The following is a 26,091-nucleotide window of genomic DNA, read 5'->3' as shown; positions in this document are numbered from 1 at the left end:
ATTACTATGATTTAATATTCTCATTCGTGGTTTGAGCGATACTCTCATTGATTAAATTGAGGATGGATTTGTCAGTTAGCCGCGTATGATAGACGTCCAACTGTTTCTGTAGGACTTCAAATTCCCTTTTATCATCCAAAAATCGAAGCAAATACTCTTCTGCCCCTCTCCACTCCCTCAGATTTTGGACGAGATTCTGACTTCTCAAGTAAGTGAAGTTGTATTCCTCTTGGCCTGGCAGGTAGTCATAGATGAAAATCGGTAGCCTCGACTTTAAGCACTCCGACATGGTGACGCCACCAGGTTTAGATATGATCCCATCACATCGCTCATACAACTCATTCAGTTGTTCCTTGCATTGGATATAAGAAAACGGCTTGATTTGAGGATGTTTCCAGGCTTCTATCCGAGCGAATAGTTTTTGATTGTTCCCACACAAAACGTTGTATTGAATGCGACCTTTTGGCTTCAGCGCGTGGATGAACCTATTGAGCTTGCCGGTGCCTTGAGCTCCACCAGAAATCAAGATTTCATAGTGATCCTTCCGCTCATAATTCCTACGATCTGTTATTCGAATAGCACCGTCTGTCGGTATCCCTGTCATGACGATCTGACTTTCATCCACCTTTCGCTGTATCAATTCATGCGTGAAAGGTGCATCAGGGACCATATGCAGGTTGATGTATTCGTCCCCCCACAAATGATTGATGAAATAATCTGTGTAGATATTGATGACAGGGACATCCACCTTCCCTTTCCTTTTCAAGATGTTCAGTAAATGAGAGGGAAGCGCATGTGTACATATCACAACATCTGGCCGGTAATCGGATAAGATCTTCATCATGTTCCTCAAGAACAGTTTTTCGTAAAATTTGAAAGGTAGGCTCGTGTTACCGTTCGGAAGCGCGATCCGCTTATACACCTTGCTGTAAAATGCCGGACTATATGTAATCCATTTCAAGTACGCCTGAGAAACGATCGTCTCCCCTTTTCCGAAGGTATACGAAAGAAGTTCAACCTTTTGGCAGTCAAATTCATTGCTGATTTTTTGTTGGACACTATCTGCCACATGATGATGACCAGAATTGATCGTCAGGAGCGGCATGATCAATGCACGTTTCATTCTCCATCCACCCATTTTTTCTTTTTAGTGTTTGAAGAAAGATGAAAATCATTCAACTGGTTCAATATCCTGTTATTACCTCTTTTACAATGGTACGTCCGTGAGAAAAATAAGAACGATTCAAACTGTATGATTTAAAGGAGAACGTCAACATGGAATTCATTAGAGGATATGCTTTGTCCATCTGGAGCTTCTTAGATCCGTTGTATTACATGTTTACACGATTGACCTATCTGGATCGATGTGCAGGCTCACGTGGATGTATCTTCCGTGTCAGATTGACCCGTTACAAAGGAAGAACAATCACACTGTCAGATGGAACAGTGTTCAAGAAGAATGATGTATTAGTGAAAATCCATCTGCATAACGTTCGTCTACTTAAAGACATGGCGGGTATAACGAACGATTTCCAGAAGATGATTTACTTATATAAGAAAATACAAACATCACTACCACACGTTGCTGACTATATAGAAAAGCATCATCAACAAGGCGAGATCAAAGGCATTATCGGAATTACCTTATTGGATCGAGGATGTAAGAAACTCGGCTTTGAACCCTATACCATTCAGAGTCATTGTTACCGTATATTCAAGCTATCTGCACTGCTACCGATCTCCCTCCTTTCAAGAGGAGGAGAAAGGCATTTTTTTCATGCCAAGCCCCAATACTTGATGATGTCCAAAGACAAGTTGTACCAACGTTATAGACAACCAAGATAGTGACTCCCAGCATTTACCGGTTCCAATCCTCTCTCAATTTCCTATAATTGTATATGGGAGGGGATTGACTTGTTCGTAAGTGCTTTTTTTATTTTTATCATCGTTGTTGCAATAGTCAAGGCCCACAAGAATACGAAAGATATACAAATGGAAAAGGTCCGCATTGAGGCGAGGCATACTCGTTCTGGACAGTCACTAAAGGTATTACAGATTTCAGATATGCATTTGGAAAACCTGTCGATTAGTCCAAAGGAGCTTTATACTCGATTGAAAGACGAGGATTTCGATTTGATTGCTTTGACAGGAGATTTCCTGGATCGAAAGCGCACTTTGAAAAAGCTGCCTGACTATCTTGAGACCTTCCAAAAGCTCAATCCCCCGCTTGGCATGTATGCCGTGTTCGGGAATCACGATTATGTATTGAGAGAAGGACACTTTAAGCAACTTGAGCAGCTGTTGAATCGATATGGTTGCCAAACCATGCGTAATGAACATACACAAATCGATGTGAATGGGGTTAAAATCAACATTATCGGAATTGACGATTATGGTACAGGTCACAGTGACCTATTCGCTTCTTATGATGGATTAGAAGAGTCTGACTACAATCTAGTACTGACACACGATCCGAACGTTGTACTTGATATGGATGGTTCTCAGTTCGACTATCTGTTATCTGGTCACTTCCATAATGGTCAGATTCACTGGCCGAAACCCTATCATCTTGTAAAAATGGGAAAGCTTGCACGGATGAACATGGTAAAAGGGTTGTTGTATATGCATGAAAAACCGTTTTACATCAGTGAAGGCTTAGGACAGACAGGACTGAACATCCGAGTCGGATCAAGACCTGAATTGACCATTCACGAGATACAAATCGGTAAAGCACAAACACAGAGTGTCGCTGTTTCATAAATGAGAAAGCTGATAAACGGACGATTGTTGTAGAGACAATCGTTTTTTATCAGCTTTTTTCTATGCAGGGAAATAAGTAGCGCCTATCCATCAGTGAAGCTAGTGGATCAAATCCTGTTTTGTCTAACGCATCGGCAATGATGGTATATCCTATTTTGTTCGGATGAAGCCCGTCAATCGCAAGTGCATTCCTTCCGTGTTCTTTGAAGCCTTCAAAAATGTCCGCCATCAAGATTCTTTTCCGGTTGAACCGCTTCAATTGTGTATTGAAAGTATGGATCCATTTATCACTGAAATCCAACTGGGTATAAGGGTTGTATAGCCCCACTAATCGGACGTAATAATCCTCTTGACCGGTTTTTATTTTTTGGACCTCTTTCAACATAGATGCTATGTTCAACATACTTTGCTTGATCGTCTCCTTGAAGACGACTTGATCTTTCTTCTTATAATACGTCCGCAGTGCTCGCTTAAGATCATTCCCACCTGCAGTAATTGTGATAACATTCGCATTTTGTATAGCTTCCCGGACTTTCCGTTTTTTAAAAAACTTAAGTATTTGTTTTGTTGTAGCGCCATTCCGCGCATATACGAACCTGTCTACATCCATCTGAAAAACACTTTCCAACGCTTGAGTATACAGGGTTACGAAATTCGGGTTCATCAATGAACCTACTCCAATCGTCAAGGAATCCCCGATCGCTACATATTTTACCGTTCTTTTCTCCAAACATTCTCACCACCCTTATACTTCTATCGCTCTCTATAAGTTATGTAAATGATGGATGATTGAAATGGACAACTGTGTAGGAGATTAAAATGGTTAAAACGCCGAGAGCCTTTGTGTTTTTCTGTTTTTACAGTTATGATGGTAATGGATATTTTACTAGGAGGTACGTCATGGAATTCGAATCGCAAAATTTCTTGAAAGAATTATTATCTACCCCTTCACCTTCTGGGTTTGAAATGGGGATACAACGCAAATGGATGGATTATGTGCGTACATTTGCTGATAAAATTGAAACGGATAATATTGGAAACGCTTACGGAGTGATCAACCCAGATGCTCCATTCAAAGTATTGCTTGCTGGTCACTGTGATGAAATCGGGTTCATGATCAATCGCATTGACGAAAATGGATTCCTGCATTTTACTAAGCTCGGCGGAATCAGCCCAAAGCCTTCCATCGGCATGAAGGTAGAAATCCTCGGGAGCAAACAGACCATTTCGGGGGTCATCGGGGTAAATGCAGAGCATCATGGTGGCATTAACGATGACTTTGGTTTTGAGGATCTTTACATAGATTGTGGAGCGAAAAGTAAAGAAGAAATGGAAGAATACGTTCAAATCGGTGATCTCGCCATCTATCGTAGGAACGTTGAATTCTTGTTGAATGATCGCATCAGCGGTCGAGGATTGGACAACCGTACAGGGTCTTTCATCGTTGCTGAAGTATTGCGCAGAGTGGCTAAGAAAAACCCGAAAGTAGGCGTCTATTCTGTCAGTACAGTGAATGAAGAAACCAATATGGGTGGCGCATATTTCGCAGCTTCCCAGGTGGAACCGGATTTTGCACTTGCAGTTGATGTGACATTTGCGACAGATTACCCAGGTGTGAACAAGAATAAGCATGGGGATATCCGACTCGATGGTGGTCCTGTATTAGCAAAAGGAGCACCGATCCACCACAAGCTGAACAATATGCTGGAAGAAACGGCACGGAAGCACAAGATCAACGTTCAATACGAGCTGACCCCACGTGTAACCGGAACTGATGCTGATCGCATGCGTCTTACGGGTAAAGGTGTACCTGTATCGCTTGTTTCTCTCCCACTTCGGTACATGCACTCTCCTGTGGAAACTGCAAGCCTGCAAGATATTGAAGATGAGATTACTTTGATAACAGAAATGATCCTTTCATTGGATGGAAACGAAAACTTGAAACCTGTAGAATGATGATAAAGAAAGGTTGATCCAGATACGAACGGATCAACCTTTTATAATGGAATCGATTTTTGAAGAGATCGTTTCAAAATAATCATCTTCATGCGGGACAAAATGATTTCGAGTCACCTTTTTGTGAATCGGTTGTTTGTCTCCATCATCAAACATCTGAAATCCTTCTACTTCTAACTCCTCTATTTCTTTGAAGCAGAATTGTTTGAACAAATCGAATTCTGACTTCACAATGCCTGAAACTTCATCCTCTTGGACCTTGAACGTGGGTGCTTCGTCATTATGCATTCTGTGTAAAAAGGTATGGGCAAGCTCATTATCAATGAAATCTTCCCTTTTTAAAGAGTAATGAATGATACCTAGCTGGTCCAGATCTGCCAATTCCACATCCAAGCCAATCTCTTCTTGTACCTCTCGTTTACCATCTTCAATGGATTCATTCGCCATCAAATGACCAGCAGCTGTGATGTCTAAGAGTCCAGGATAGTCTGCTTTATGCTTGCTTCGGATTTGAAAATAAATGTAGGGGACGTCATTTTCAAAACGGATCAACCAGTAATGAAAAGTATGATGCCAGTACCCCTTTCTATGGACTTCGTCTCGTGAAAAAACACCAATCGAATTCTGATTCTCGTCGAAAGCTTCTATAAGTTCTGATGTCATTTTTGTACTCCTTCAAGTCTAGGTGCTTCAAGTTTAGTTACTTTGGATTATGAGGTAGATGAATTTTTACGGTTGTTCCTTCCCCCACTTTACTTTCATAATGAACATGCCCTTTATGATTGGAGATGATCTTTTGGCTGATCATCAGTCCAAGGCCGGTACCGTTTTCTTTCGTCGTAAAAAACGGAGTCCCGATTTTCTCTAAATCTTCTTTGGATATCCCTTTTCCGTTATCTTTTATCAGTACGACGATTCCCTCAGCTTCACGCTTAACAGAAACGTCTATTTTTCCACCATAGGAACAAGCTTCAATTCCATTTTTAATATAATTGAGAAAGACTTGTTTCAGTTGGTTTCCATCACAATAGATAGTTGGAATGTCATTTTCGATATCGAAGGAAATTTCTACATTTTCCATAATGGCCTGACTGTCCACTAATGCTAATAGATGGCTTAACAAATGATGAATGTGTGTTTCTGAGAACTTTGAAGTCTGAGGTTTTGCGAGCAGTAGGAATTCACTGACAATCAAATTGATGCGCTCGACTTCTGATAACATCAGCTCATAATAGGTTTTCGTCAAGTCGTCTCCATTGGAGTGAAAATATTGCAGAAAACCTTTCAACGATGTGAGAGGATTACGAATTTCATGGGCGATGCTTGCTGCCAATTGCCCAATGACTGCAAGCTTATCAGAGTTCCTCAATAATTCTTCTGTATTTTTACGTTCTGTTAAATCACGGATAACCATGACGATAGATGTAATGGTTCCGTTCTCATCCAATACCGGCATGCATCTTGCTTCCACTGGAATCCACTCACCCTTCGCATTTTGCTCACGGTATTCGATATTGACCGGTTGCTTCATCTTAATCATCTGCTGGTAAAGCTCATTCGCTGAAGACAAGTCTAGCGGGTGTACATATTGAAAACCGTTCCTGAACTGGTAATCGGACTCGCTTCTTCCTAAAATCATTTTATGGGAAGGAGATGCATAAAGGATCGAATTGTCCAAATCCAGTACACGGATCATATCGGCTGTATTTTCGGCGATCAACCTATATTTCGCTTCACTTTCACGCAATACTTCAACATTCTTCTTCCGTTCGGTAATGTCTCGAAGAATGTTTGCCATCGCAATCATTTCCCCGTTCTCATCATAAATAGGAGAATACGTGATTGCTACATCGATCAGTTGACCATCTTTACGTTTACGTACGGTCTCATATTCGACAACAGATTTACCGGATTTTACTTTCCGCTGCAGAAAGTCAACCTCTTCTCGATACGATTCATCTGGAATGGTCACCACCTTACCGCCAAGTAACTCTTCTCTAGAATACAAGAAGATATCTTCCGTTGCCCGGTTCAGTTTAAGGATATTTCCATCCATGTCAAATAGGCCGATGGCATCAGCAGAATGATTGATGAACGATTCCCAGTATGCATTTTCGGATTTCAGATCTTTCGTTTCTTTAAGTTCCTCTGTTCGATCTTTCGTTTGGATGAAACGACCAATGATTTCATCGCGGATGATGATCGGTATGCTTGTCATCTCAAAGACAATGGATTTCTCGGAGTGACGTGTTTTCATTTTGCCTTTATAGTGATGGGTATCTTCAGAGTATAACGTTTCATATAATTCGTTTTCATCATCAAAGGTAATCCACTCATGGATCGGTGTATAAAAGTATTCTTTGGAGTCGGCAGGTAATAGAGTTCTTCCGGCCTGGTTCACTTGCAAGACCATTCCATTCAAATCGATTGCCCAGATTGCATCACTGTTATGCTCGAACAGTGATTGGTACATATCTGAGTTCAACAACTGATGAATGTCAGAGCTGCATTCCAAAGCTTTCAAACGTTTATTCGAATACATTCTGGTACCTCACTGATTGGTTTATTTTCTAATTACATAGTTTGACAAAACCTCTCCATTACCTCCCGCTTCTTGTAAAATATTTTGAAGTTCCTGTCGAATAGAGCGTTACATTGTCGAGTGCTTAACTGCAGCATGAACGTTTAGCACCCGTCCAGTTGTGGAATGGGTACGTATAATACGAAACTATAAAGAGGTGATGAGCATGACCGAACGTAATACGTTTTTTGTATCACCAAAAGGGGATATTTATCCTACACCCGTTGAGTCTCAGTTTCAATTATTCGAGATCAGAGCGACAGACTATGAATTGAATGAATTCAAAGTAGCAGTAGAGGAATTCAACTCGTCTGAAGATGTGGAAAAAGAGGACTTCTGGTCTTTGAATCACTTCAAGGAGAGCGAAGTGGACAAAGATCGTGAAGTAACGTATACGAAGCTTGTAGAGATTTATAAGTGGATTTACACACTTGGTACTTCAGAGACTAAAAAACATATCGAGGGCATGAATGTATTGCCTAGATTAAGTGAACGACCACAGTTATGACGCAAAAAAACAGGTTGGACTCCCCAACCTGTTTTTTTGCGTCAACATTTGTTAAAAGCGTTCCCACGGTTTTTGTGTTCCGAAATTCTGAGCTAGCTGCTTGCTTTCATTTCGTCGCTTTCGTCTTCTCTCTGCACGTTTGGGTGCCCCTTCAAATAACCATTTCTCTTCTTCTGTTTCAGCTATGACATTCGGGACAGGCGCTGGATTTCCGTCCTCATCAACAGCGACGAATGTCAAAAAGGATAAGGCACATAATTTGCGTTCTCCTGTAAGGAGGTTTTCCGAAATCACTTTTACGAACACTTCCATGGATGTCCGGTGTGTCCAAGATACAAATGCCTCCAGGCAAACCGAATATCCTTCTTTAATCGGATGGAGGAAGTCGACCGAATCACTTGAAGCGGTTACGACATGCTGACGGGCATGACGCGTCGCTGCGATGGCTGCAACATCATCGATATACGCCATCAACTTCCCACCGAATAATGTTCCATGTGTATTTGTATCCGGAGGTAGCACATGACTGCTCTTTACCGTCCTGGATTCTCTGACACTTTTTGCTTTTACCGTCATAATCACTTACCCCTCAGTTTCAGTTTGTTAGTAGCTTTTACGCGGTTATGATATATCATACACAGAATGGAAGCAAGTAATTGATTTAATCGAATCAGTACGTAAGCGATCCTGCGATTGTCAGGCCAAGAGCGATGGATACGAACAGTAAGAACAATCCTACCGCTTGATTATCATCATCAATCGCTTTCGTAATATGAAATCTAGGTGTCATCCATTCCACAATATAGAAGGCAACAATTTGGACGATAATCGCGACAGCGCCCCACACGACCATATCATACAAGCTGATCGAGTTTGCAATCGAAGCGTAAAGCACGATTGATAAACCGATGATCTTACCGCCAAGTGCGTACGCTGCAGCCTTGTTTCCTTGTGAAATCAACTGGAACTCCTTATTTTTCGTCGTCATTTCAAATAAGAAGATCCCCACAATCAATAAGCCTAGCCCAACAGCAAAATATGATAAAAAGTTCAATAATAGTTCCATTTGCCTCTTCCTTTCTAAACGGTTTATTTATTTCATTCCTAGTGGCAAAAAGTACGCTTTATTATCCGTAATTTCGTTACCTGCACGAAGACCGATGGCACTTGCTTTTCCTTTGATCAGAAAACTTCCAATCAAGAGATGGCCTTTCTGTAAGCCATTGGATGTCCTGATCGACGTCGATGGTAACGTGACAAATTGTTGATAGACAGGGATGGAACTCTGATAGGTACGGTTTTCATCCGCATTGACTAGGTTGCCACTGCCATTGAATACTTCAACCGTATCCCCTTCCCGTCCGAAACTTGGTTTTTTCACATAAGGAACTCCGCGTTCTTTAAATGGTACGTCATCCAAATAAGTCGGTAGGAAATACGTACGTATCCACTGTCGTTCTTCTGCAGTGTAGTAAGGATTCTGTTCCTCATACAATCCCCATATGACAGCTTGAACCGCTTTTGACTGAAGGAGAAAGGCGGATAAGGGATTGAAACAGATGACGCTTTTGTCATGAATCAATTGTAGAAGATCTACTCCAACTTTTGCTCCGGTATTTGGGTCCTGGTCATTAATGAGATGCTCCAAAGGATAAGTCTGTCGGTAGAGTACATCAATCGGTTCTCCTTGATCGTCCAACAGCAAGCGGGTATCGCTATCCTTCCACAATTGTAATTGGTGTAGAGGGACATAGCGTGCGTCCAGTTCACTGATTTCCATCAAGTATTGTGTCGTCAGACGGTCTTCTTCATGATCCCCATGAGATGTGAACACGATGTTGGCATCATCCGTCTTATGAAGGGAATGTATACTTTTCGTCACCGTCGTATGTATGGTTTTTGCCAGGTCCCTCTCATATCCTTCGTTTGGATCTTCGTATCCGAAGTGTTTAGCTGCTGCAGCATTAATATGGAACACTTCTTTTTCAAATGTAGGTGTATCTGCATTCACTTCAAGTACTTTCAATCCATCAGAAGTTTTCACAAAATCCACCCGGGATATCAACATTTCAGCAGATATACTTTTCGTTCGGATGAAGGGTATGACTTCTTCTGGGATATCCAGTTGCAACAACGTTTCGTCATCTAGATTACGTAACAATCCAGCAGTCTTCTGATAGATTTGACCTACCTTTTCGGTCGCATTTCGGATTTCATCGATTTCACTTCGGGACATTGGATAGCAATCATATAGCGCGTACTCCTCACCGTCTAGATCATGCCAGAAATCTTGGAATGTCCCGTAGAATGTTTCTCGGTTTTTAATATGTTGATCGTTTGAAAACACAATCAGCCTCCGAACCCTCCTTTAGAGCCGGACCCAAATCCGCCCTTGAAACCTTTACTGGAGCGATATTTTTTGTAGGCAGAACTGCCGAGCAATTTGCTCTTTGATTTATAATACTTACCAGCATAGAAATAATGGCCGTAGAAGTTTGAGTCATGATCCTCACATTCATAAACGCCTTCATCCGCTTCCCACTCCCACTCATCACAGTTCTCATCATCTGGTTCTGGTGGTAAGCTTTGTTGACCACAGCCTGTCAAAGAGGTAGCCACGACTGTAGACAAAACTCCTGTCATCAATTTTTTTGTTTTTGATCCTTTCATCCGTATCCCTCCTTTTATATAATCAAACTATCCGATGATTAGGTGGTGAATAGATTGAATACCCTCACAGATCGCTTGGAATATCGACTTTTCGATGAAAAGAATGGATTTCCTGCTCTCTATCATTATGAAGGCTTAACCTCTGGTGAACTTTTTGCTCGCCGTATGTGTGATTTTTACATAAAAAACAACCAAATATACACGAAGACGTCAACCGCTTATGAAACCGACTTGTTCGTGATCTACCTATCCGTAGATGCGAAGGAAGAAGTTTTTGACGATGCTCCGATCTATGAATATGTCACAATCGAGCTGAGAGAATGGAAAGAACATGTTGATTCCCCAGTCCTCCATACGATTGAATGTCAGAACCATGAAGAAGTGGTCGGTTATATCGGTTCGGATTACATCCAATTGAAAAATGCCGAATATGAAACAGTCGCCTCTGAAATCGATGAGGATCGCCGCGCTTATGTCATGTATATCAAGCCGTCTACAATGTAACGTACGATTGAGGTAGTAAAAAGATTCACATTACATGAACATATTCCACGATGGACGCTTCATTTTCTCCGATTGTTTCTAACGTGATTCGATCAACCGTTAAAGTAACCGGTTCATTGATCAGCTGTGCAATTTCATTTTGCACAGCTTTCGCTTTTTCCAGGTCATTGAAGCGTCCGATGGTGATGTGCGGTATGTATTGGTGAGTAGTTGATCTGTATTCTTTAAACGGACCAGAATATAACTTCAAATTCAATTGTTGAATGATCTCTTTACCATCCTTCACCAACCAGAATAAGCATCCATCCTCAGCTACTACTGTGTCTTCTAAAGTGATCTGGAACGGATTGAAGTCTTTCAATATGCGTGACATGTGATGTTGGCACTGTTCCGTTGTCATCTCATTTTTAAATGGAAAGACCAAAGTGATGTGAGGTGGAATTTTTCCATACAATGGATCATGTTTTGCCCGAATTTGCTCTACGATCGGAAGTATATGACGATTAAGGAAAATGGAAATGGTCCTTTTCTTTTTCATGCCTGTTCCTTCCCCTTCAACATTTTCAGGTGAGCAACAATCAAGAAACTGACGATAACGAGCAAGAACCATGAACTCAGTTTTCCTAAATCAACAAGAGACCATGCTTCCTTTTGATAAGGGTAGTGCCATGCTTTGAAAAAGGTTGCAATGTTCTCAGCAATCCAGACGAAAAATCCGATTAAAAAGTACGCAAGGATAATCGGCATTTGATACGTATTCCCTCTTACTTTGAACATGACATAGGTTCTGAAGAACAATAGGAATAGGATCCCGACCAACCACCAGCGAATATCAAAAATATAGTGGTGCGTAAAAAAGTTCAAGTAAATCGCAGCCCCTAACAGTGTTGTCAATAAAACATTCGGCCAGGCAATGATTTCGACATGAAGCCTTCTCCAAGCCTGACATAAATAGCTGGCAACACTCGCATACATGAATCCACTATATAGCGGGACACCTAGGATTTTCGTATAGGCCTCCTCTGGATACGACCATGATCCCATATTCACTTTGAATAACTCTAGTAAAAGTCCAATGATATGAAACACACAAATGACTTTCAATTCGTCCATCGATTCAAAACGACCAACCACCATGAGGATTTGAGTTGCAATACAAATCAATAACATTAAATCATATCTCGGGATCGCTATGTATGCCTGGAATTGGTCCGTCAAAAACAAGCTCGAAAAGATGACGAGAGGAAAGATACAAGACATGGCTTCATGATAAGTGAATACCGTTAAGTCTTTTAAATATCGAGACCCTTTTTCATAAACGACCTCCAACCCAATCCCTCCTTGTTTACAAGCCTTTTTTTAAGGCAGTTTTCGGAAACTTTGTCGCTATTGCACTTGAAGAAAGTATAAAATACTTTCTTCAGTATAAGGGCAATTAAAACATGATGTTGCAATTGTGTTGAAGTGTCCGAGTGCCTTTATTAAACTGTTTTATTAAATTTTGTTTTTAAAAATTCCATTTCTAGTACGGTACGTGAAATTTTTATTTTGAGATTTTGATCTTGGCACCTTTTAAAGATCGTTCCTTTGCCTTTTCATTCATATCCATCACTTTTTTAGAAAGTTGGCTTACTGGTAAGCTTTCTTTCCCGACAATCACTTCAGGATCGATCAACCTCATCTTTTTCTTTACTTCGATGTCGTAATCCTGGTCGTTGGCATGGACCACAACAGAATCCGATAACTTGTTCCGTAGTGATAGAATCTCAGGTTCTTTACTGTTCTCTATCAGCCTCAATAATGCATCGTCTGTCATTAAAAAGTCTTCTTTTGTTATGATCGCCTTCTTTAGTGAAGCTTTTAATAGTTCAGACATCATATGATTGCTGTAAATGTTGAGCGGGTGTAGAAAAAAGTCCAGTACTTCTTGATAATAGTGGTCCACAAACCATTCAGCAGCACTTACATCTTTTACATGGATTCTACCATTATACAAACTCAGGCTTTGCAGGAAGTCCTCTACTTCTTGCTTAGTAATTTCGCCATATTCATACAGATCCCTTAGTGTATAATCGATGCGATCCGCACATAAGCGTGGTGCTGGCTGTTCGAGGATCTTCCAATTGGCTTCTTCTAACACATCATCTAGGTTTACATTGTATTTTTCCAGAATAGATGGTAGGTCTGACTCCATTACCATCTGTTCCTTGATCTGTTCATGGTAATCCTCATTTTCTTGTTGCAAAGCATCATCTACAACATGGGAAAATGCGGTGTGTGATACGTCATGAAGAAGTCCTGCAATTTGCTCTTCTAGGCTACCTCCCAGAAGTCTTATCAAACACATCACTCCGACTGAATGTTCGTATCTCGTATTCTTCCACTTCGGATTGACGAGATAGCTTGCTCCATTTTGATGGACACCTTTTAAGCGCTGAACCGCATCTGAGTCGATTAAATCTACTAGAACCGGTTCCAGCTCAAAACGTCCATATAAGGAATCCTCTATGTACATCCTTCCACTCCTTTGTAAAAAAGAAGAGTGCCTGACTTCGGTCAGACACCTTCTACGTCGCTCTCATGATGTCAGTCTGTCTTACGGTCGTAAACACAGAAATAATAGTCGTACGGGTTCTTTTCGTCTTTGATCCCTATTTCTTTTGAGGTCAGTTCCCATTCAGATTCATCATACTCCGGGAAGAAAGTGTCCCCTTCAAACTCTTCATCAATGTAAGTCATATAGAGGCGATCCGCATCATCGAGTACTTGCTCATAGATTTTCGCACCACCGATGACAATCGTTTCGTCCCCATCTTGTTGCAACGCTTCTTCGATTGAATGTGTCACAATACATCCTTCTGCTTCGTATTCTTTATCATTGGTCACAATGACATTTTTACGATTCGGGAGGGGTTTACCGATTGATTCATAGGTTTTCCGTCCCATGATGACCGTATGTCCCGTGGATACCTGTTTGAACCACTTCAGATCCTCTGGTAATCGCCACGGCAAATCATTGTTTTTACCAATAACGTGGTTCTTTCCCATTGCGAAAAGTAATGAAATCATACAGAAACGGCTCCTTTGATGTGTGGATGTGGATCGTAATTTTCCAATGTAAAATCTTCAAATTTGAAATCAAAAATCGATTTCACTTCTGGATTAATGGTCATGGTCGGAAGCTCACGGGTGTCTCTAGTGAGCTGCAGTTCCACCTGTTCAATATGGTTCAAGTAGATGTGCGCATCTCCGAAGGTATGTACGAATTCACCTGGTTCGAGATCGCACACTTGCGCAATCATCATGGTAAGTAGTGCATATGATGCGATGTTGAAAGGTACTCCCAAGAATGTGTCAGCTGATCTTTGATAGAGCTGACACGACAACTTGCCATCGTTCACATAGAATTGGAACAAGCAGTGACATGGTGTGAGTGCCATATCATCGAGTTCTCCGGCATTCCATGCATTGACGACAAGTCTTCTGGAATCCGGGTTTTGTTTGATTTCCTCAACGACACGTGTGATTTGGTCGACAGTCCCGCCATCCGGTTTCGTCCAGGAACGCCACTGTTTCCCGTATACCGGACCAAGGTCACCATTTTCATCCGCCCATTCATTCCAGATCCGAACGCCATTCTCTTGAAGATATTTGACATTCGTATCGCCATTCAAGAACCATAGGAGTTCATGGATGATAGATTTCAAATGGAGTTTTTTCGTCGTAACCATCGGAAAGCCTTTTTGGAGATCGAATCTCATCTGGTAACCGAAAACACTGATCGTTCCGGTGCCTGTACGATCTTCTTTCTTTGTGCCATTCTCTAGAATGTGACGGCACAAATCCAAATATTGTTCCATGGAATCCCTCTCTTCTATTCAATTTATAATGCTTGTCCCAATTATAGCATTATGCATTCATGGTCGAAATGTAATTTAGAAATTCTGTGGCAAGGTAATTCGGCCTATAAGAAAAAGCAACCTGTACTCAGGTTGCTTAACTCATCCAATTCGGTGGTGTATTTTTATCCCAGTAGATGCTCCCTAGTTCATGATGGCTTTCAAAGTTGTCTTCTGATACATGATAGTGGAACGAAAACCAGTATCCTTGCCCTGGTGGATGTTCTCTTCGTACGTGTAAACGAAACACATCTTGATTTGTGTGTTCATTTTTGATGTGGAAGATCTTTTCGCTCTTCCCAGGGGTAGGTCGTTCTGTAATCGTCAAGTTCCTTAACATCTCTTCTTCAAGATGTGCACTCAGTTGCGAGATCGTTTCTTCAATCTTTGGCAAAATAACGGTTCGGAATTCCTCGCCACGTTTTGCCTCGATCCGGTCTCCGAATTTTTCTTTCGTCTGTTCGGTTGCTTGATACACAGAATAAGCAACGAAAGCTTCTTTTAACTCATCTGTTTCTTCGTATGTAGCTGCAACCTCTTGCCAAGGTTTTTGGAAGAGGTCGACTTCTGGTTCGTCATCTATTATTTGTTCAAAATCAAACGATTCTAAGTTGGCTTGATTAACCGCAGAAGTCGTTTCTGTCGGAGTTCGTTCATCACTCTCTGCTAACAAATGCGGAGGCGGCGTAACAGTTCCTAATGTGAAGACCGTAATCAGTACGACGAGCGTTTTCCTTAACCAGTTCGGCATGTGCATTCAACCTCAGTCTACTTAAAGATTTGTAACTTCATTATCTCACAACGAGTTTGTGATAAGTGTGAGAATAATGTGAAGATTTACTCCACTTACATAATTCGTTACAAATCAGTTACCTCCTGCATTCACTTTCTCATCTTTCCAATAATATTCAGCAAACACTTCTGCGAAAGCTTCCATTGAGCGTTGAATTTCTTCGAGGTTATTGTCCACACCGCCGACCTCCATTAGAGCTGCACGATCTGAGAGGTCTTGATTATAAAGTCCGTTGTTCCCTGCAATCTTTGGTTTTACAAGAATCCCGCGGCTGAGTCCGGGATACTTCTCCTCGAGCAATTTGTGGAGTTCACTTGCAAGTTGTTCGTTCTTTTCATAATCAGGATTCGCTTTACCTATGACAAACATGAGTTTTGCGTACGTTTTACCATTAATCGTAGCCGTTGTTTTATCTCTTCTGAGAGAATCTCGATGCAGATCGAAACTGAAATCAATGTTGTTGTTAACTGATACAGCTTCCTTCACAATCTCTCTGGACAATTGATAAGCATTTCCATGCTCCCATCCCCGACTTTTCAACATTTCTCCAGTATTTGTCCGATCTTGTTGGGAACCAATTCCCCTCTTCTCCAGTTCGCTGGCTAGCATTTCCCCTACTCGAACCATGTTCGCTTTCGGATTAGAACTGTTGGCATCATTCGGTACTTTCGCATCTTTCAACAATGGAAGAAAGGACTCATAGGAATGCGACTGATAGATATAAACGACTTTTCGCCCACCTGTCGTCATGTTCGGTTCGGGTGTGTCTTTTGAACCTTCTACATTCAGTTTTTCTTCTGCAACTTCACGTTCTTTCAAGAGGACATCCAAAGGCGGAGCGGATTCAATTGGCAACGTCGTATAATCCGTTCCTTCTCCGGCGACAAGAATTTCTGTATCAAAGATCGCGAATCCAGGTAGTTCCCGACCAAGTAAAGAGCGAATATCGCCTGGTTTGATATTCGTCGCTAACTCGAACGAGAGGCTTTGAATGGAAGGGGGTTCATATGAATTCGGAAGCCCTTGCTGGAAATAGGGATTCACAGTGCCCATGAACGTCACCAACTGTTCAGTGGAAAAGATATTGAGCGTGCCTTTCAAGGAACTGGATTGAAATCTTTTCTCGAAAAAGGAGGATGCTAATATGGAAACAGTGATGAACAGGATCAACACAATGACAGCATAAATCCCTGCTCGCTTGACGAACGTTTCGTTATTCGACTTTTTCAGATTGTAGATGAGTCGATTGTGTTTCATGCGCTCTCATTCCTTTCAACCAGCTTTATACTCTATGAATATGTACAAGCCAATCGAAATAGAAGTAGATTTGATAGAAAAGAAAACCCGCATCAATCAACGATTGACGCGGGTTAATGAATTATTTCTGATAATCTTTTGATAGAATCTCGAGCTTTTGATAGGATGCTTTAGCATATTCGCTTTCCTCATCCTTCAGTTGATCCATCTGTTTATGAAGAGCTTCCATCAAGGACTCATCATACCCCGGAATCTCTCCTTCATACGGTTTAATGCTTGAAAGTGGAACGAGTGCTTTTTCCGTATACGCCAGGGCTTTCCGCTCATGGAAAAGCTGAACGTCCACCTGATTCGGTGAATGGAGGTCCCCTTGTTTCGGATGGACGATGACCGCCAAAACCTTCACGACGGCTTTTTGTAGTTTCGGCTTGAAATCAATGACCTCACCGATGTATCGACCTGTTTTGTAAGTGGCCGTCACTTTATCTCCAATTTCGATTGACATGTACTTCACCTCAATTATTTGGATGCTGTGAAAGCTTCTTTACATTCATTTGAACAGCAGCTTTCATATTCTTCTTTACAATTCTCGCATGTGATGTGGAGCTTGTCACACTCATCAATTGGACAATTCACGAATTGTTCAGCTTGCGTTCCGCAATGATGGCATTTGCCGACGATTTTCTGATCGTCCGTTTGATTGATATCCGTTGTCATCCGCTCATCAAACACGAAACACTTCCCATCAAAGTGGGCACCTTTCGTCTCTGGGTCTTGGCCGTATTTGATGATGCCACCATGCAGTTGATTGACATTTTCGAATCCTTCTCGAACAAGGTATCCGGAAAACTTTTCACACCGAATTCCGCCGGTACAATACGTTAAAATCTTTTTGTCCTTCTTGTCTGCTAGATTCTTTTGAATCCATTCCGGCAAATCCCTGAATGCTTTGATATCCGGTCGGATAGCATTTCTGAAATGGCCGATATCATACTCATAGTCGTTCCGCGCATCCAGTACGATGACGTCTTCATCTTCCAACGCTTCCTTCCATTCTTTCGGGGAAAGGTGTCTTCCTGTCACCTCGTTCGGGTCAAGGTCATCATCCAGTCTCAATGAAACGATTTCATCTCTTGCTTTGACCGAAATCCGATTGAATGCGTGCGCGTCAGATGCTTCGCGTTTGAATTCCATATCTTCAAATCGCGGGTCTGCGTGCAGAGCTTTCATGTACGCTTCAGTTTGTTCCAAAGTTCCGGATACGGTTCCGTTGATCCCTTCCCTCGCTACGAGTACACGACCGAAAACGCCAAGTTCCTTGCAGAATTTCAGGTGCTTTCGTGCAAAATACTCAGGATCTTCAATATCTACATATTTATAAAACAGCAAAATCTCATAGTTGTTTGTCTCTTCTATCATTCTGATCACCTTTTTGTATTGTTTTCCACCGTTTATCTTACCAAAAAACGCTTCATAGTTCACATGTTATTGTATCTTATGGGAATCATGTATGTATCAGGAGGTCGAATGTTATGCAGAAAGCGGTGTTCTTGGACCGGGATGGCGTCATCAACGACAACAAACGACCGGTGAATCGTCCAGAGGAATTGATATTATACCCGAAGGCTGGTGAAGCGATACGACTGTTGAATGAAGCCGGCTACAGAGTGTTCGTCGTGACCAATCAGGGCGGTGTCGGGCTAGGATATTTGTCTGAACAAGACTTGAAAGAAATCCATGCCAAAATGGAAGAAGACCTAAAGACGGCTGGTACTGGTGTTCACGAAATTCGGGCGTGCACGCACAAGCCACATGAAGGATGCGTATGCCGCAAACCAGATGCAGGGATGATTCTGGAGTTGGCTGAGAAACATAGCATCGATCTTCACCACAGCTATATGGTCGGAGATCGTATCACGGATATTCAAGCAGGAGAAAAAGCGGGAACGCAAACCATTTTTATCGGTGATGAAGATGTAGAAGCTGATTTCATTACTGACTCTCTTTATGAAGCAGTCCAATGGATATTAGAACGTGATGAACATGGTTGTACGATAGAATAAGAAAGAGGCAGCCTTTCGCTGCCTCTTGTTGGTTACTTCGCAAAGATATGCTTTCCGATTTGGGTAATTTGGGTTCTTGACCAGATCCAATCGGATGTCGCAGTGTTCGGATTGAAGTAGAATGTCGCACCTTTAGATGGATCCCAACCTTGGATCGCATGATAAACAGCGCGATAAGCATCCTTATCAGGAGACATGTTGTATTGTCCGTCCGCTACTGCAGTAAATGCGAGACTCTCGAACAGGACATCCTCTACTTCATTTGGAAACTTAGATGAGTCAACACGGTTCAAGATAACGGAAGCGACCGCTACCTTCCCTTTATAAGGTTCACCACGAGCTTCCCCGTGGACCATTTGTGCCATCATCTGAATTTCTTCCTCACTGAATGTTGTGTTGTATATTGTTGAAAACGTTTGGTGTCCAGCAATGCCATCAACTTTCAGTCCATGCTTACGTTGAAATTGGACCACCGCGTTTTTGGTTTGCTGTCCATATACGCCATCTATTTTTGCTTCATAAAAACCTAGCTGTTGGAGACGGTGTTGTAAGTTCCAGACTTGACCATACTTGTCACCGACCTGAACCGTCTTCGTGTGAGCTGAAGCTTGTTCAGTCGGGATGGTTACAACCGTACCGATCGTCAGTGTAACAGCCAGGAGTAGTTTTCCTATATTTTTGAACATATGGGTTGCACCTCCTAGTCAAACACTACTTTTATATTGTAAAAGGAGCCTAACTTCTGTCTCAATAGGAGGTTAGCGGAAATAGATGAAGGTTTTTCCAGCGTGTTGTAGTCTACATAATATTGTTATGGTTGCATATGAAAAAGACAGCTAGGATAGCTGTCTTTTTACGCGAGGTTCAATAGTTTTGTCAGTTGATCTGGATCAAATCCTGTAATCACTTGATCACCGATGATGATTGTCGGTGTTGACATGGAATCGTATTTCTCAATCATTTCGTCTCTTGCTTCTGCATTTTCAGCCACATTGTACTGTGTGAACTCAACATTATGCTGTGAAAGAAACTCTTTCACCATATGACAAGGTGGTCAGGAAGGCTGCGAATAAACGATTACGTTTGGTTGTGTCATTGTACATTCACTCCTTTACTTTTAAGGTACCAAAGTTGGAGGAAAATAATCAAAGAGTTTGCTTCATCAAGCCAATTCTTTGTTTTTCAATGTAAAAATGGAAGCAACCAACAGCATGATGACCAATACCAGCGTTACGCCAGCCGTCCCCCATAGCTCTGTCGGGATCACTCCGGTGTTCAACGTATCCATGATGTATTCTGATAAACGGTTCGGGCTCCATACAAGATATTTATTGAATATGTTTGTCAGGATGCTTGATGCGATTATGGTGATGAACGTCAAAAATGCTACAACGCCTGAATTTTTGACGAGCGTATTCATGAAAACGGAAATGCTCACCACGAGGATCAACCACAAGCTGTAGAACAGCAATGTATGCATGAATTGGCTGAACGAGAGTTCTCCGAACAATACGCTTGTATAATACCAGCTCATCAACACGCCACATGCCAGTGATACCCATACGAGTAACACCGTTGCAGCCCATTTAGCGGTGATGTACGTACTGTATTTGACCGGTTTCACAAGGATCAACTCTGCAACTCCGCTACGCCGTTCACGAGCGATCATACCCATTGTCATCAAAACGATGATCAAAACACCGAGCTGGCTGAACTGGCTAAGACTTGCCATCAAGATGTCTTCCGCCAGGAATTCGGGGAGGTTGATGGTTGCGCCGTCCGGCATACCCCCAACAGCATCAAGGATTTTCGGCAAATAATATGTACTGATTGGATCCATAACACCAAGCAAAACGAAGACGATCGGTACCCAAATCCACTTGAAGTTACGCCATAATTCAAGATTTTCTCTCTTGAAAACCGCTGCCCACTGCCTCATTTCTGCACCACCTTCATGAACATATCCTCAAGCGTTGTTTTTCCGACTTCGAATTTTGTCAGCGGCCATTTGTTAAATTGAACTGCATCTAAAATTTCTTCACGGCCTTGATTCATATTTTGAACGAACACATGAATAGAGTCTTTATTCATTTCCACTCGCTCGACTGATGGAAGCTGGCTGATTAGATTCTGATAATCAGCGGTTTCATTCGCAAAACAAATATCGATTTTCTCCACTTGATGTCTGTTACGTACTTCGCGGATCGGACCTGATTCTAGAATCTCACCGTGATGCATGACAAGCAGCTCATTACAAATTTCCTCCGCATCGTTCAGGATATGGGTCGAAAACAGCAATGTCGTATGTTCTTTTAAGCTGTCCATCAGTGTGAGGACCTCCCTACGCCCGATTGGATCAAGAGCTGAAACAGGCTCATCCAGTAGGAGTAGTTTCGGGCTATGTATGAGCGCTTGAGCGATACCAAGTCGTTGTTTCATTCCACCCGAATATTTTCTGATCCTCTGACCGGACGCATCGATAATACCCACTAGTTTCAACAGCTCATCTGCACGAGTGGACGCTTCCTTTTTCGTTAAATTAGCGAGCTGCCCGACATAGACGAGAAACTCTTTTCCAGTCATCCAATCATGGAAAGCGGGATATTGCGGAAGATAACCGATATGCTGGCGGATGTCCTTCGATTCCTTCAACTCTTCGAATTGAATTGAACCAGAGGTAGACCGGATCAAACCAGAGAGCATTCGGAGTGTCGTCGTTTTCCCCGCTCCATTCGGTCCCAGTAGTGCAACACACTTTCCTGGCTCAAGGTCGAAACTGACATTCTTGACGACATGCTTCCCATCGAACTGTTTATTGAGACGATTCACGTTAATCATGGACATCGTTATTGCTTCCTTCCAAAAATGAAATATAAAATCGGTCCGAACAAGTTTACCAATAAAATTATCAAAACCCACATCCAACGTGGACCATTCGTCTCTTTGTGGCGGATTAGATCCACTAAAGCGACAACAATCAAAATCAATTGAATGATGATGATCGGAATGACCAAATCCCAGCGGATCATCTGTAACTCTTCCATCGTGATATCCCCCTTTTTCTCAAACCTACATTACTATATACGATTATGTAGTAAAGAAGATTCAAATGGTAGTAAAAAATGATGACAGTGCCAGGTACCGCTCACAAACGTAGTGATATCAACGGTTGCCGAGCGGTACCTGGGACGACTGAAGCATTAGAAAAGCACTGCCACGGATGGCAGTGCTTCTTAGTTCGTTTGATTTATGCTTCTTGAGTTTCTTGTGCTTTGTTATAACGGTTGCGTGGGTGTTCACGGCACTCGTCTGAGCAAGAGCGCATATGCTCTTCTTCACACTCAGGACATGCTACGTGCTGTAGGTTACACTCTGGGTTCGCACAATTAACGTAGCGATCCTCTGGCTTACCACAATAATAACATTTCCCGACAACCTTTTCCTCCACCTGGTTGATTGGCACTGAAATTCTTTCATCGAAAACGTAACATTTTCCGTCGTAAAGTTGACCCTGCGTTTTCGGGTTCTTGCTGTAGTTGATAATACCACCGTGTAACTGGTTTACGTCTTCAAATCCTTCTTCTTTTAAGAATCCTGAGAATTTCTCACAACGGATTCCGCCTGTGCAATATGTGAGGATCTTTTTGCCTTCGAATTTTTCACGATTTTCTTTGATCCAATCCGGTAATTCACGGAATGTTTGGATGTCCGGACGAATCGCTCCTCTGAAGTGTCCGATGTCATATTCGTAGTCATTACGAGCGTCGATGATGATCACATCATCCAGTTTCATCGCTTCGTAAAACTCTTCAGGAGACAAGTGCTTTCCTGTCGTGACATTCGGGTTGATTTCTTTCAGGACACCAGAGTTTACAAGTTCCGGACGATAGCGGACGTGCATCTTTTTGAACGCATGTCCATCTGCTTCATCTATTTTAAACTCAGTATCTTTAAAACGTTCATCGCTTGTTAGAGCTTCGATGTATGCATCCGTTTTTTCAACGGGACCTGAAAGTGTACCATTGATCCCTTCATCAGCTACCAAGATACGGCCTTTCAAACCGAGCTCTTTACACATTTTCAAATGTTCATCTTTAAACTGTTCTCCGTTCTCAATCGGAACGTACTTGTAATAAAGTAAAACACGATATGGTTTTGTCATGTTGAATCACCTATTTCATTAGTATTGTATTGCAGGTACAACACCAGTTACGACATAATATATTAGCAAAAAGAACCTGCATTTGGCAAGTTCTTTTTGACTAATTTCAATTTTTGTCCATTATTTTTGCACAGGCTGTAAAAGTTGATGGAACACTCGAAGCGTTTGTTTGATATCGCGATCAGTGATGTGATGGTGTGTCGTCAAGCGGATTGTGGTAGGTCCGAATGGAACCGCTAGTATACCTTGAGCCTTCAAGTCCTCTAGCAATTGTCCAACCGATTTTCCCGTATTTTCAATGTCAGCAACGACAATATTCGTATCCACTTGGTTGACGATCTCCAACTCTTCGATCGCTTTCAGCCCTTCCGCAAGATTCCTCGCTCGAACATGATCTTCCTTAAGTCGATCTGCCATCTTCGTTATAGCAATCATACCAGGTGCCGCCAAAACACCGACTTGTCGGAGTCCACCTCCAAGACGTTTTCTCCATTTTCGTGCTCGTTGTATGAATGCATTGCTGCCTGCGATGATGGACCCAGCTGGTGCACCGAGTCCTTTGGAAAGGCAGATCTGTACTGTCGTCGTGTGTTCCGTGAATGCAGAAACAGGTAACTCCAATTCCGCAGCGGCATTGAACAATCGAGCTCCATCGAGGTGGACTGGAATCTTGTGTTCCTGTGCGACTTGATGAACTTCTCTCATGTTCTCGATCGGTACAATTGCACCACCTGCGCGATTGTGCGTGTTTTCTATACAGATCAATCCCGTTTCAGGAAAATGGATATCGTCACCGCGCACCGCATTTTTCAATAGGTCTGGTCGGATTTTACCCCGTTCGCCTTTGATTGTTCTAGTCTGAACGCCTGCAAATGCTGATATCGCTCCACCTTCATAGTAAAAAATGTGAGCATCCTCCTCGAGCAATACCTCGTTCCCAGGCTGACAATGAGTAAGTACGGCAATCTGGTTCCCTTGCGTGCCACTCGTCACGAATAATGCTGCTTCTTTTCCAAGGATTTCAGTCGCTTTCTCTTCAAGACGTTGGACAGTCGGGTCTTCTCCGTATACGTCATCGCCAACTTCTGCTTCATACATCGCTCTTCGCATTTCTTCTGTCGGTTTTGTTATCGTGTCACTTCGTAAATCAATCATGAATGACCGCTCCTTTTCAAACTTTTAGAAAGTAGATGATGTCGTTAGAGCATTTCTAATATCATTTCGCCATCGATTAAGAAACCCCTACTCCAAAATGGGAGTAAGGGTCGGTTAGTGTTCATTTTAACATAGCTTATTGGTTTACAGTCGAAACATTTCCCTGAGTGACGGAAGACTCTGCACTCGGGCGGTCATCTACCCAACGATCAAGTGAAAGATAGATGATTCCTGCAATGATACAGCCGATACCCAGGATCGTGTAAAGGATGTTTCCAAGTCCCAGATCAAGCAAGTAACCTCCGAGCAATGGACCGGTTACACCACCAAGAATCCATTGAAGACCTGCAGCCCCCATATAGGTTCCTCGTAAGTGTTCCGGTGCAAGATTGGCTACGAATGTCATTTGTACAGGTGACATGAGCATCTCACCTAATGTGTAAATGCCATAAATCGCAAGGAATATGAGCATGATCGCCCAGTAACTTGTTCCGATGGCAGTGAACGCTTGTGGAAGCCAACCGACTGCGAGAAGTCCGAATCCAAACAAGATACAGCCATAAAGCATCACTTTTCCGATTGCCCGGTTCCCTGCCCATCGTGAGATCGGAAACTGGAACAAGACGACGAGCAATCCGTTGAACGCAAGCATGTAAGTGAACGGATTCTGTGCATCTGTCAAGTTCGGCAACGTTTGATCGAAGTGGAGCGGCAGCATCCCTTCCGTTTGCGTGAACGACATCGAAATGACGACTCCAGTGATGATGAAGATGAACAATAACTTGTCTCGTAAAATCACTTGGAATGGGCTCGGAAGATCTTGCTTCTCTTCTTTCTGAGAAGCTTCCTCAAGAGTTTCTTTTTTCTCAGATTTCGGTAAGCTTTCCCGGATCCAGATCAAGACGATGAGCGCATAGAAGAACATGCTCACCGCAGAAACCATAAAAATGACCTGCTTCGAGAAAAGCACGACCGAAGCACCGATTAAAGGTCCGATGGCAGCACCGATGTTGTGCCCCATCCTTAAAAGGCCGAATGCTTCTGTCCGTTTATCCGGCTCCGTCACATCCGCAACCATTGCAGAGGCAGCAGGATGGAACAACGAATTGAAAAATCCTAAAAACAACGATAAGATAACGAACGCCCAAAACCCGTCAAACCAGACGAATCCAAGCATCACGACTGCATTTCCTGCCATTGAGCCAACCATCAACGGCTTCCGGCCGTAAATGTCTGCGAGACGACCACCGATCATCGTCCCGAAGACGGATGCTAATGGTGAGACACCCATGACAATGCCGACTTCCCAAATATGATCGACCCGGTCTTTCAAATATAAGGCCAAGAAAGGAAGCAACATCATGAATGCAATTCCATTGATGGACTCTCCGATGAAACGGATCCAGACATTCCGGTCCATTTCTTTGTAAGCTCTCCATGTTTCTTTCATTTTTTCTACCAACTTTCTGCATGTGCGTTAGTACGAGGAAGACTACATTTGATCATTGAATCATTGGTATCATAAAACTTGGCGAACAAAAAAAGCCATGGGATAGAAAACACCCATAGCTTCACACGTATACAAAACACCCGTTCAAAACAAAGTTCGTGTTACGTCGCCAAGTGGTATCTACCTGAAATTCGGTCCATATGTAGTTGAACGATGAATTGCTGTTGCTGCTGTACGAATTTCATCAATACCACTCCTTCCAAAATTTTGTACTCTACAAACCAAGTATAAAGAACCCTTCTCTAAAAGTAAACGGTTTCTGAACAAGTGCCT

At 42.3% G+C, this 26,091-nt stretch carries 31 protein-coding genes; 6 read left to right on the top strand and 25 right to left on the bottom strand.

All coding sequences use genetic code 11. From position 1 onward, the window contains the following. Positions 1 to 4: 4 nt before the first annotated feature. Complete coding sequence (locus ACSVDE_RS06735) at positions 5 to 1,123, bottom strand: MGDG synthase family glycosyltransferase (RefSeq protein WP_439300163.1); 1,119 nt, start codon at positions 1,121 to 1,123, stop codon at positions 5 to 7. A gap of 152 nt (positions 1,124 to 1,275) precedes the next feature. On the opposite strand from ACSVDE_RS06735, the gene ACSVDE_RS06730 reads away from it, so the two are divergent. Then, positions 1,276 to 1,845, top strand: a complete 570-nt coding sequence (locus tag ACSVDE_RS06730) for a YkoP family protein (protein ID WP_439300162.1) — start codon at positions 1,276 to 1,278, stop codon at positions 1,843 to 1,845. A gap of 147 nt (positions 1,846 to 1,992) precedes the next feature. Continuing rightward, entirely contained in the window at positions 1,993 to 2,760 is a 768-nt protein-coding gene (locus tag ACSVDE_RS06725) for a metallophosphoesterase (protein ID WP_439301944.1), read from the top strand. A gap of 49 nt (positions 2,761 to 2,809) precedes the next feature. On the opposite strand, the gene ACSVDE_RS06720 is transcribed toward ACSVDE_RS06725, so the two are convergent. Next, positions 2,810 to 3,490: a GDSL-type esterase/lipase family protein gene (locus ACSVDE_RS06720; protein WP_439300161.1), complete on the bottom strand. Its 681-nt coding sequence runs from the start codon at positions 3,488 to 3,490 to the stop codon at positions 2,810 to 2,812. Positions 3,491 to 3,660: 170 nt separating this feature from the next. Here ACSVDE_RS06720 and ACSVDE_RS06715 point away from each other — a divergent pair, with 170 nt between their 5' ends. After that, the gene (locus ACSVDE_RS06715; protein WP_439300160.1) at positions 3,661 to 4,716 is read left to right on the top strand and encodes a M20/M25/M40 family metallo-hydrolase; all 1,056 of its coding nucleotides are present in this window, start codon (positions 3,661 to 3,663) and stop codon (positions 4,714 to 4,716) included. Between the two features lie 33 nt (positions 4,717 to 4,749). Here the strand turns inward: ACSVDE_RS06715 and ACSVDE_RS06710 are convergent, their stop codons facing one another. Both ACSVDE_RS06710 and ACSVDE_RS06705 read right to left on the bottom strand, forming a co-directional pair. Then, entirely contained in the window at positions 4,750 to 5,379 is a 630-nt protein-coding gene (locus tag ACSVDE_RS06710; protein WP_439300159.1) for an NUDIX hydrolase, read from the bottom strand. Positions 5,380 to 5,416: 37 nt separating this feature from the next. Then, positions 5,417 to 7,258: a PAS domain S-box protein gene (locus tag ACSVDE_RS06705; RefSeq protein ID WP_439300158.1), complete on the bottom strand. Its 1,842-nt coding sequence runs from the start codon at positions 7,256 to 7,258 to the stop codon at positions 5,417 to 5,419. A 205-nt stretch (positions 7,259 to 7,463) separates the two neighbouring features. Between ACSVDE_RS06705 and ACSVDE_RS06700 the strand changes: the two genes are divergently transcribed. Next, positions 7,464 to 7,805 carry a hypothetical protein gene (locus ACSVDE_RS06700; RefSeq protein ID WP_439300157.1) on the top strand — a complete coding sequence of 114 codons (342 nt, stop codon included), beginning with the start codon at positions 7,464 to 7,466 and terminating at the stop codon, positions 7,803 to 7,805. Positions 7,806 to 7,856: 51 nt separating this feature from the next. On the opposite strand, the gene ACSVDE_RS06695 is transcribed toward ACSVDE_RS06700, so the two are convergent. The 4 genes from ACSVDE_RS06695 to ACSVDE_RS06680 form a co-directional block, all read right to left on the bottom strand. Beyond that, a complete protein-coding gene (locus tag ACSVDE_RS06695) occupies positions 7,857 to 8,381 on the bottom strand; it encodes an acyl-CoA thioesterase (RefSeq protein WP_439300156.1) in 525 nt (174 codons plus the stop codon). Positions 8,382 to 8,475: 94 nt separating this feature from the next. After that, complete coding sequence (locus ACSVDE_RS06690; RefSeq protein WP_439300155.1) at positions 8,476 to 8,871, bottom strand: DUF350 domain-containing protein; 396 nt, start codon at positions 8,869 to 8,871, stop codon at positions 8,476 to 8,478. 27 nt (positions 8,872 to 8,898) lie between these two features. Continuing rightward, positions 8,899 to 10,152: a glutathionylspermidine synthase family protein gene (locus ACSVDE_RS06685; RefSeq protein ID WP_439300154.1), complete on the bottom strand. Its 1,254-nt coding sequence runs from the start codon at positions 10,150 to 10,152 to the stop codon at positions 8,899 to 8,901. A gap of 2 nt (positions 10,153 to 10,154) precedes the next feature. Next, a complete protein-coding gene (locus tag ACSVDE_RS06680; protein ID WP_439300153.1) occupies positions 10,155 to 10,475 on the bottom strand; it encodes a hypothetical protein in 321 nt (106 codons plus the stop codon). A gap of 54 nt (positions 10,476 to 10,529) precedes the next feature. Between ACSVDE_RS06680 and ACSVDE_RS06675 the strand changes: the two genes are divergently transcribed. Next, positions 10,530 to 10,979, top strand: a complete 450-nt coding sequence (locus tag ACSVDE_RS06675; protein ID WP_439300152.1) for a hypothetical protein — start codon at positions 10,530 to 10,532, stop codon at positions 10,977 to 10,979. 25 nt (positions 10,980 to 11,004) lie between these two features. Here ACSVDE_RS06675 and ACSVDE_RS06670 read toward each other — a convergent pair whose 3' ends face one another. The 9 genes from ACSVDE_RS06670 to trhO (ACSVDE_RS06630) form a co-directional block, all read right to left on the bottom strand. Then, a complete protein-coding gene (locus ACSVDE_RS06670) occupies positions 11,005 to 11,517 on the bottom strand; it encodes a 2'-5' RNA ligase family protein (RefSeq protein WP_439300151.1) in 513 nt (170 codons plus the stop codon). Continuing rightward, complete coding sequence (locus tag ACSVDE_RS06665; RefSeq protein WP_439300150.1) at positions 11,514 to 12,308, bottom strand: DUF817 domain-containing protein; 795 nt, start codon at positions 12,306 to 12,308, stop codon at positions 11,514 to 11,516. Before ACSVDE_RS06665 ends, ACSVDE_RS06670 begins: the two co-directional genes overlap by 4 nt. A 214-nt stretch (positions 12,309 to 12,522) precedes the next feature. Next, positions 12,523 to 13,494, bottom strand: coding sequence for an HD domain-containing protein (locus ACSVDE_RS06660; protein WP_439300149.1), 972 nt, complete (start codon positions 13,492 to 13,494; stop codon positions 12,523 to 12,525). A gap of 71 nt (positions 13,495 to 13,565) precedes the next feature. Beyond that, positions 13,566 to 14,048: a dihydrofolate reductase gene (locus ACSVDE_RS06655; RefSeq protein ID WP_439300148.1), complete on the bottom strand. Its 483-nt coding sequence runs from the start codon at positions 14,046 to 14,048 to the stop codon at positions 13,566 to 13,568. After that, positions 14,045 to 14,839, bottom strand: a complete 795-nt coding sequence (locus ACSVDE_RS06650) for a thymidylate synthase (RefSeq protein ID WP_439300147.1) — start codon at positions 14,837 to 14,839, stop codon at positions 14,045 to 14,047. Before ACSVDE_RS06650 ends, ACSVDE_RS06655 begins: the two co-directional genes overlap by 4 nt. A gap of 136 nt (positions 14,840 to 14,975) precedes the next feature. Continuing rightward, positions 14,976 to 15,629 (bottom strand): YpjP family protein, encoded by a 654-nt coding sequence (locus ACSVDE_RS06645; protein WP_439300146.1) that lies wholly within the window; start codon positions 15,627 to 15,629, stop codon positions 14,976 to 14,978. A gap of 114 nt (positions 15,630 to 15,743) precedes the next feature. Continuing rightward, the gene (gene spoIIP / locus ACSVDE_RS06640) at positions 15,744 to 16,928 is read right to left on the bottom strand and encodes a stage II sporulation protein P (protein WP_439300145.1); all 1,185 of its coding nucleotides are present in this window, start codon (positions 16,926 to 16,928) and stop codon (positions 15,744 to 15,746) included. Positions 16,929 to 17,049: 121 nt separating this feature from the next. Further along, complete coding sequence (gene kapB / locus ACSVDE_RS06635) at positions 17,050 to 17,433, bottom strand: sporulation phosphorelay system protein KapB (RefSeq protein WP_439300144.1); 384 nt, start codon at positions 17,431 to 17,433, stop codon at positions 17,050 to 17,052. A 14-nt stretch (positions 17,434 to 17,447) separates the two neighbouring features. Beyond that, the gene (gene trhO, locus ACSVDE_RS06630; RefSeq protein ID WP_439300143.1) at positions 17,448 to 18,347 is read right to left on the bottom strand and encodes an oxygen-dependent tRNA uridine(34) hydroxylase TrhO; all 900 of its coding nucleotides are present in this window, start codon (positions 18,345 to 18,347) and stop codon (positions 17,448 to 17,450) included. A gap of 113 nt (positions 18,348 to 18,460) precedes the next feature. Here trhO (ACSVDE_RS06630) and ACSVDE_RS06625 point away from each other — a divergent pair, with 113 nt between their 5' ends. Beyond that, positions 18,461 to 18,991 carry a D-glycero-alpha-D-manno-heptose-1,7-bisphosphate 7-phosphatase gene (locus ACSVDE_RS06625; protein ID WP_439300142.1) on the top strand — a complete coding sequence of 177 codons (531 nt, stop codon included), beginning with the start codon at positions 18,461 to 18,463 and terminating at the stop codon, positions 18,989 to 18,991. A gap of 32 nt (positions 18,992 to 19,023) precedes the next feature. On the opposite strand, the gene sleB is transcribed toward ACSVDE_RS06625, so the two are convergent. The 8 genes from sleB to ACSVDE_RS06585 form a co-directional block, all read right to left on the bottom strand. Next, on the bottom strand, positions 19,024 to 19,677 hold the full coding sequence (gene sleB / locus ACSVDE_RS06620) for a spore cortex-lytic enzyme (RefSeq protein WP_439300141.1): 654 nt from the start codon (positions 19,675 to 19,677) through the stop codon (positions 19,024 to 19,026). A gap of 167 nt (positions 19,678 to 19,844) precedes the next feature. Then, entirely contained in the window at positions 19,845 to 20,033 is a 189-nt protein-coding gene (locus tag ACSVDE_RS06615) for a glutaredoxin family protein (protein WP_439300140.1), read from the bottom strand. A gap of 120 nt (positions 20,034 to 20,153) precedes the next feature. Continuing rightward, positions 20,154 to 20,930: an ABC transporter permease gene (locus tag ACSVDE_RS06610; protein ID WP_439300139.1), complete on the bottom strand. Its 777-nt coding sequence runs from the start codon at positions 20,928 to 20,930 to the stop codon at positions 20,154 to 20,156. Beyond that, the gene (locus ACSVDE_RS06605; protein ID WP_439300138.1) at positions 20,927 to 21,835 is read right to left on the bottom strand and encodes an ABC transporter ATP-binding protein; all 909 of its coding nucleotides are present in this window, start codon (positions 21,833 to 21,835) and stop codon (positions 20,927 to 20,929) included. Before ACSVDE_RS06605 ends, ACSVDE_RS06610 begins: the two co-directional genes overlap by 4 nt. Positions 21,836 to 21,837: 2 nt before the next feature. Next, positions 21,838 to 22,035 carry a PLD nuclease N-terminal domain-containing protein gene (locus tag ACSVDE_RS06600; RefSeq protein ID WP_439300137.1) on the bottom strand — a complete coding sequence of 66 codons (198 nt, stop codon included), beginning with the start codon at positions 22,033 to 22,035 and terminating at the stop codon, positions 21,838 to 21,840. Positions 22,036 to 22,238: 203 nt separating this feature from the next. Further along, positions 22,239 to 23,153 carry an oxygen-dependent tRNA uridine(34) hydroxylase TrhO gene (gene trhO, locus ACSVDE_RS06595; protein WP_439300136.1) on the bottom strand — a complete coding sequence of 305 codons (915 nt, stop codon included), beginning with the start codon at positions 23,151 to 23,153 and terminating at the stop codon, positions 22,239 to 22,241. A 120-nt stretch (positions 23,154 to 23,273) separates the two neighbouring features. Then, complete coding sequence (locus tag ACSVDE_RS06590; RefSeq protein ID WP_439300135.1) at positions 23,274 to 24,308, bottom strand: threonine aldolase family protein; 1,035 nt, start codon at positions 24,306 to 24,308, stop codon at positions 23,274 to 23,276. 136 nt (positions 24,309 to 24,444) lie between these two features. Further along, positions 24,445 to 25,758: an MDR family MFS transporter gene (locus ACSVDE_RS06585; RefSeq protein WP_439300134.1), complete on the bottom strand. Its 1,314-nt coding sequence runs from the start codon at positions 25,756 to 25,758 to the stop codon at positions 24,445 to 24,447. Between the last annotated feature and the right edge of the window lie 333 nt (positions 25,759 to 26,091).

The sequence above is a fragment of the Pseudalkalibacillus sp. Hm43 genome, from assembly GCF_051842935.1.
In the GTDB taxonomy this organism is placed as follows: domain Bacteria; phylum Bacillota; class Bacilli; order Bacillales; family Fictibacillaceae; genus Pseudalkalibacillus.
Note: the sequence above shows the minus strand (reverse complement) of the source record. Positions and strands in the feature narration are given on the sequence as shown.

Excerpts from the sequence above, each read along its gene's own strand:
- trhO (WP_439300143.1), bottom strand. The coding sequence starts at position 18,347 with ATGATAGAAGAGACAAACAACTATGAGATTTTGCTGTTTTATAAATAT.
- kapB (WP_439300144.1), bottom strand. The coding sequence starts at position 17,433 with ATGTCAATCGAAATTGGAGATAAAGTGACGGCCACTTACAAAACAGGT.
- ACSVDE_RS06690 (WP_439300155.1), bottom strand. The coding sequence starts at position 8,871 with ATGGAACTATTATTGAACTTTTTATCATATTTTGCTGTTGGGCTAGGC.
- ACSVDE_RS06645 (WP_439300146.1), bottom strand. The coding sequence starts at position 15,629 with ATGCCGAACTGGTTAAGGAAAACGCTCGTCGTACTGATTACGGTCTTC.
- trhO (WP_439300136.1), bottom strand. The coding sequence starts at position 23,153 with ATGACAAAACCATATCGTGTTTTACTTTATTACAAGTACGTTCCGATT.
- ACSVDE_RS06610 (WP_439300139.1), bottom strand. The coding sequence starts at position 20,930 with ATGAGGCAGTGGGCAGCGGTTTTCAAGAGAGAAAATCTTGAATTATGG.
- ACSVDE_RS06650 (WP_439300147.1), bottom strand. The coding sequence starts at position 14,839 with ATGGAACAATATTTGGATTTGTGCCGTCACATTCTAGAGAATGGCACA.
- ACSVDE_RS06680 (WP_439300153.1), bottom strand. The coding sequence starts at position 10,475 with ATGAAAGGATCAAAAACAAAAAAATTGATGACAGGAGTTTTGTCTACA.
- ACSVDE_RS06600 (WP_439300137.1), bottom strand. The coding sequence starts at position 22,035 with ATGGAAGAGTTACAGATGATCCGCTGGGATTTGGTCATTCCGATCATC.
- ACSVDE_RS06725 (WP_439301944.1), top strand. The coding sequence starts at position 1,993 with ATGGAAAAGGTCCGCATTGAGGCGAGGCATACTCGTTCTGGACAGTCA.
- spoIIP (WP_439300145.1), bottom strand. The coding sequence starts at position 16,928 with ATGAAACACAATCGACTCATCTACAATCTGAAAAAGTCGAATAACGAA.
- ACSVDE_RS06735 (WP_439300163.1), bottom strand. The coding sequence starts at position 1,123 with ATGAAACGTGCATTGATCATGCCGCTCCTGACGATCAATTCTGGTCAT.
- ACSVDE_RS06700 (WP_439300157.1), top strand. The coding sequence starts at position 7,464 with ATGACCGAACGTAATACGTTTTTTGTATCACCAAAAGGGGATATTTAT.
- ACSVDE_RS06660 (WP_439300149.1), bottom strand. The coding sequence starts at position 13,494 with ATGTACATAGAGGATTCCTTATATGGACGTTTTGAGCTGGAACCGGTT.
- sleB (WP_439300141.1), bottom strand. The coding sequence starts at position 19,677 with ATGTTCAAAAATATAGGAAAACTACTCCTGGCTGTTACACTGACGATC.
- ACSVDE_RS06585 (WP_439300134.1), bottom strand. The coding sequence starts at position 25,758 with ATGAAAGAAACATGGAGAGCTTACAAAGAAATGGACCGGAATGTCTGG.
- ACSVDE_RS06605 (WP_439300138.1), bottom strand. The coding sequence starts at position 21,835 with ATGTCCATGATTAACGTGAATCGTCTCAATAAACAGTTCGATGGGAAG.
- ACSVDE_RS06715 (WP_439300160.1), top strand. The coding sequence starts at position 3,661 with ATGGAATTCGAATCGCAAAATTTCTTGAAAGAATTATTATCTACCCCT.
- ACSVDE_RS06670 (WP_439300151.1), bottom strand. The coding sequence starts at position 11,517 with ATGAAAAAGAAAAGGACCATTTCCATTTTCCTTAATCGTCATATACTT.
- ACSVDE_RS06695 (WP_439300156.1), bottom strand. The coding sequence starts at position 8,381 with ATGACGGTAAAAGCAAAAAGTGTCAGAGAATCCAGGACGGTAAAGAGC.
- ACSVDE_RS06590 (WP_439300135.1), bottom strand. The coding sequence starts at position 24,308 with ATGATTGATTTACGAAGTGACACGATAACAAAACCGACAGAAGAAATG.
- ACSVDE_RS06710 (WP_439300159.1), bottom strand. The coding sequence starts at position 5,379 with ATGACATCAGAACTTATAGAAGCTTTCGACGAGAATCAGAATTCGATT.
- ACSVDE_RS06730 (WP_439300162.1), top strand. The coding sequence starts at position 1,276 with ATGGAATTCATTAGAGGATATGCTTTGTCCATCTGGAGCTTCTTAGAT.
- ACSVDE_RS06655 (WP_439300148.1), bottom strand. The coding sequence starts at position 14,048 with ATGATTTCATTACTTTTCGCAATGGGAAAGAACCACGTTATTGGTAAA.
- ACSVDE_RS06705 (WP_439300158.1), bottom strand. The coding sequence starts at position 7,258 with ATGTATTCGAATAAACGTTTGAAAGCTTTGGAATGCAGCTCTGACATT.
- ACSVDE_RS06625 (WP_439300142.1), top strand. The coding sequence starts at position 18,461 with ATGCAGAAAGCGGTGTTCTTGGACCGGGATGGCGTCATCAACGACAAC.
- ACSVDE_RS06615 (WP_439300140.1), bottom strand. The coding sequence starts at position 20,033 with ATGGTGAAAGAGTTTCTTTCACAGCATAATGTTGAGTTCACACAGTAC.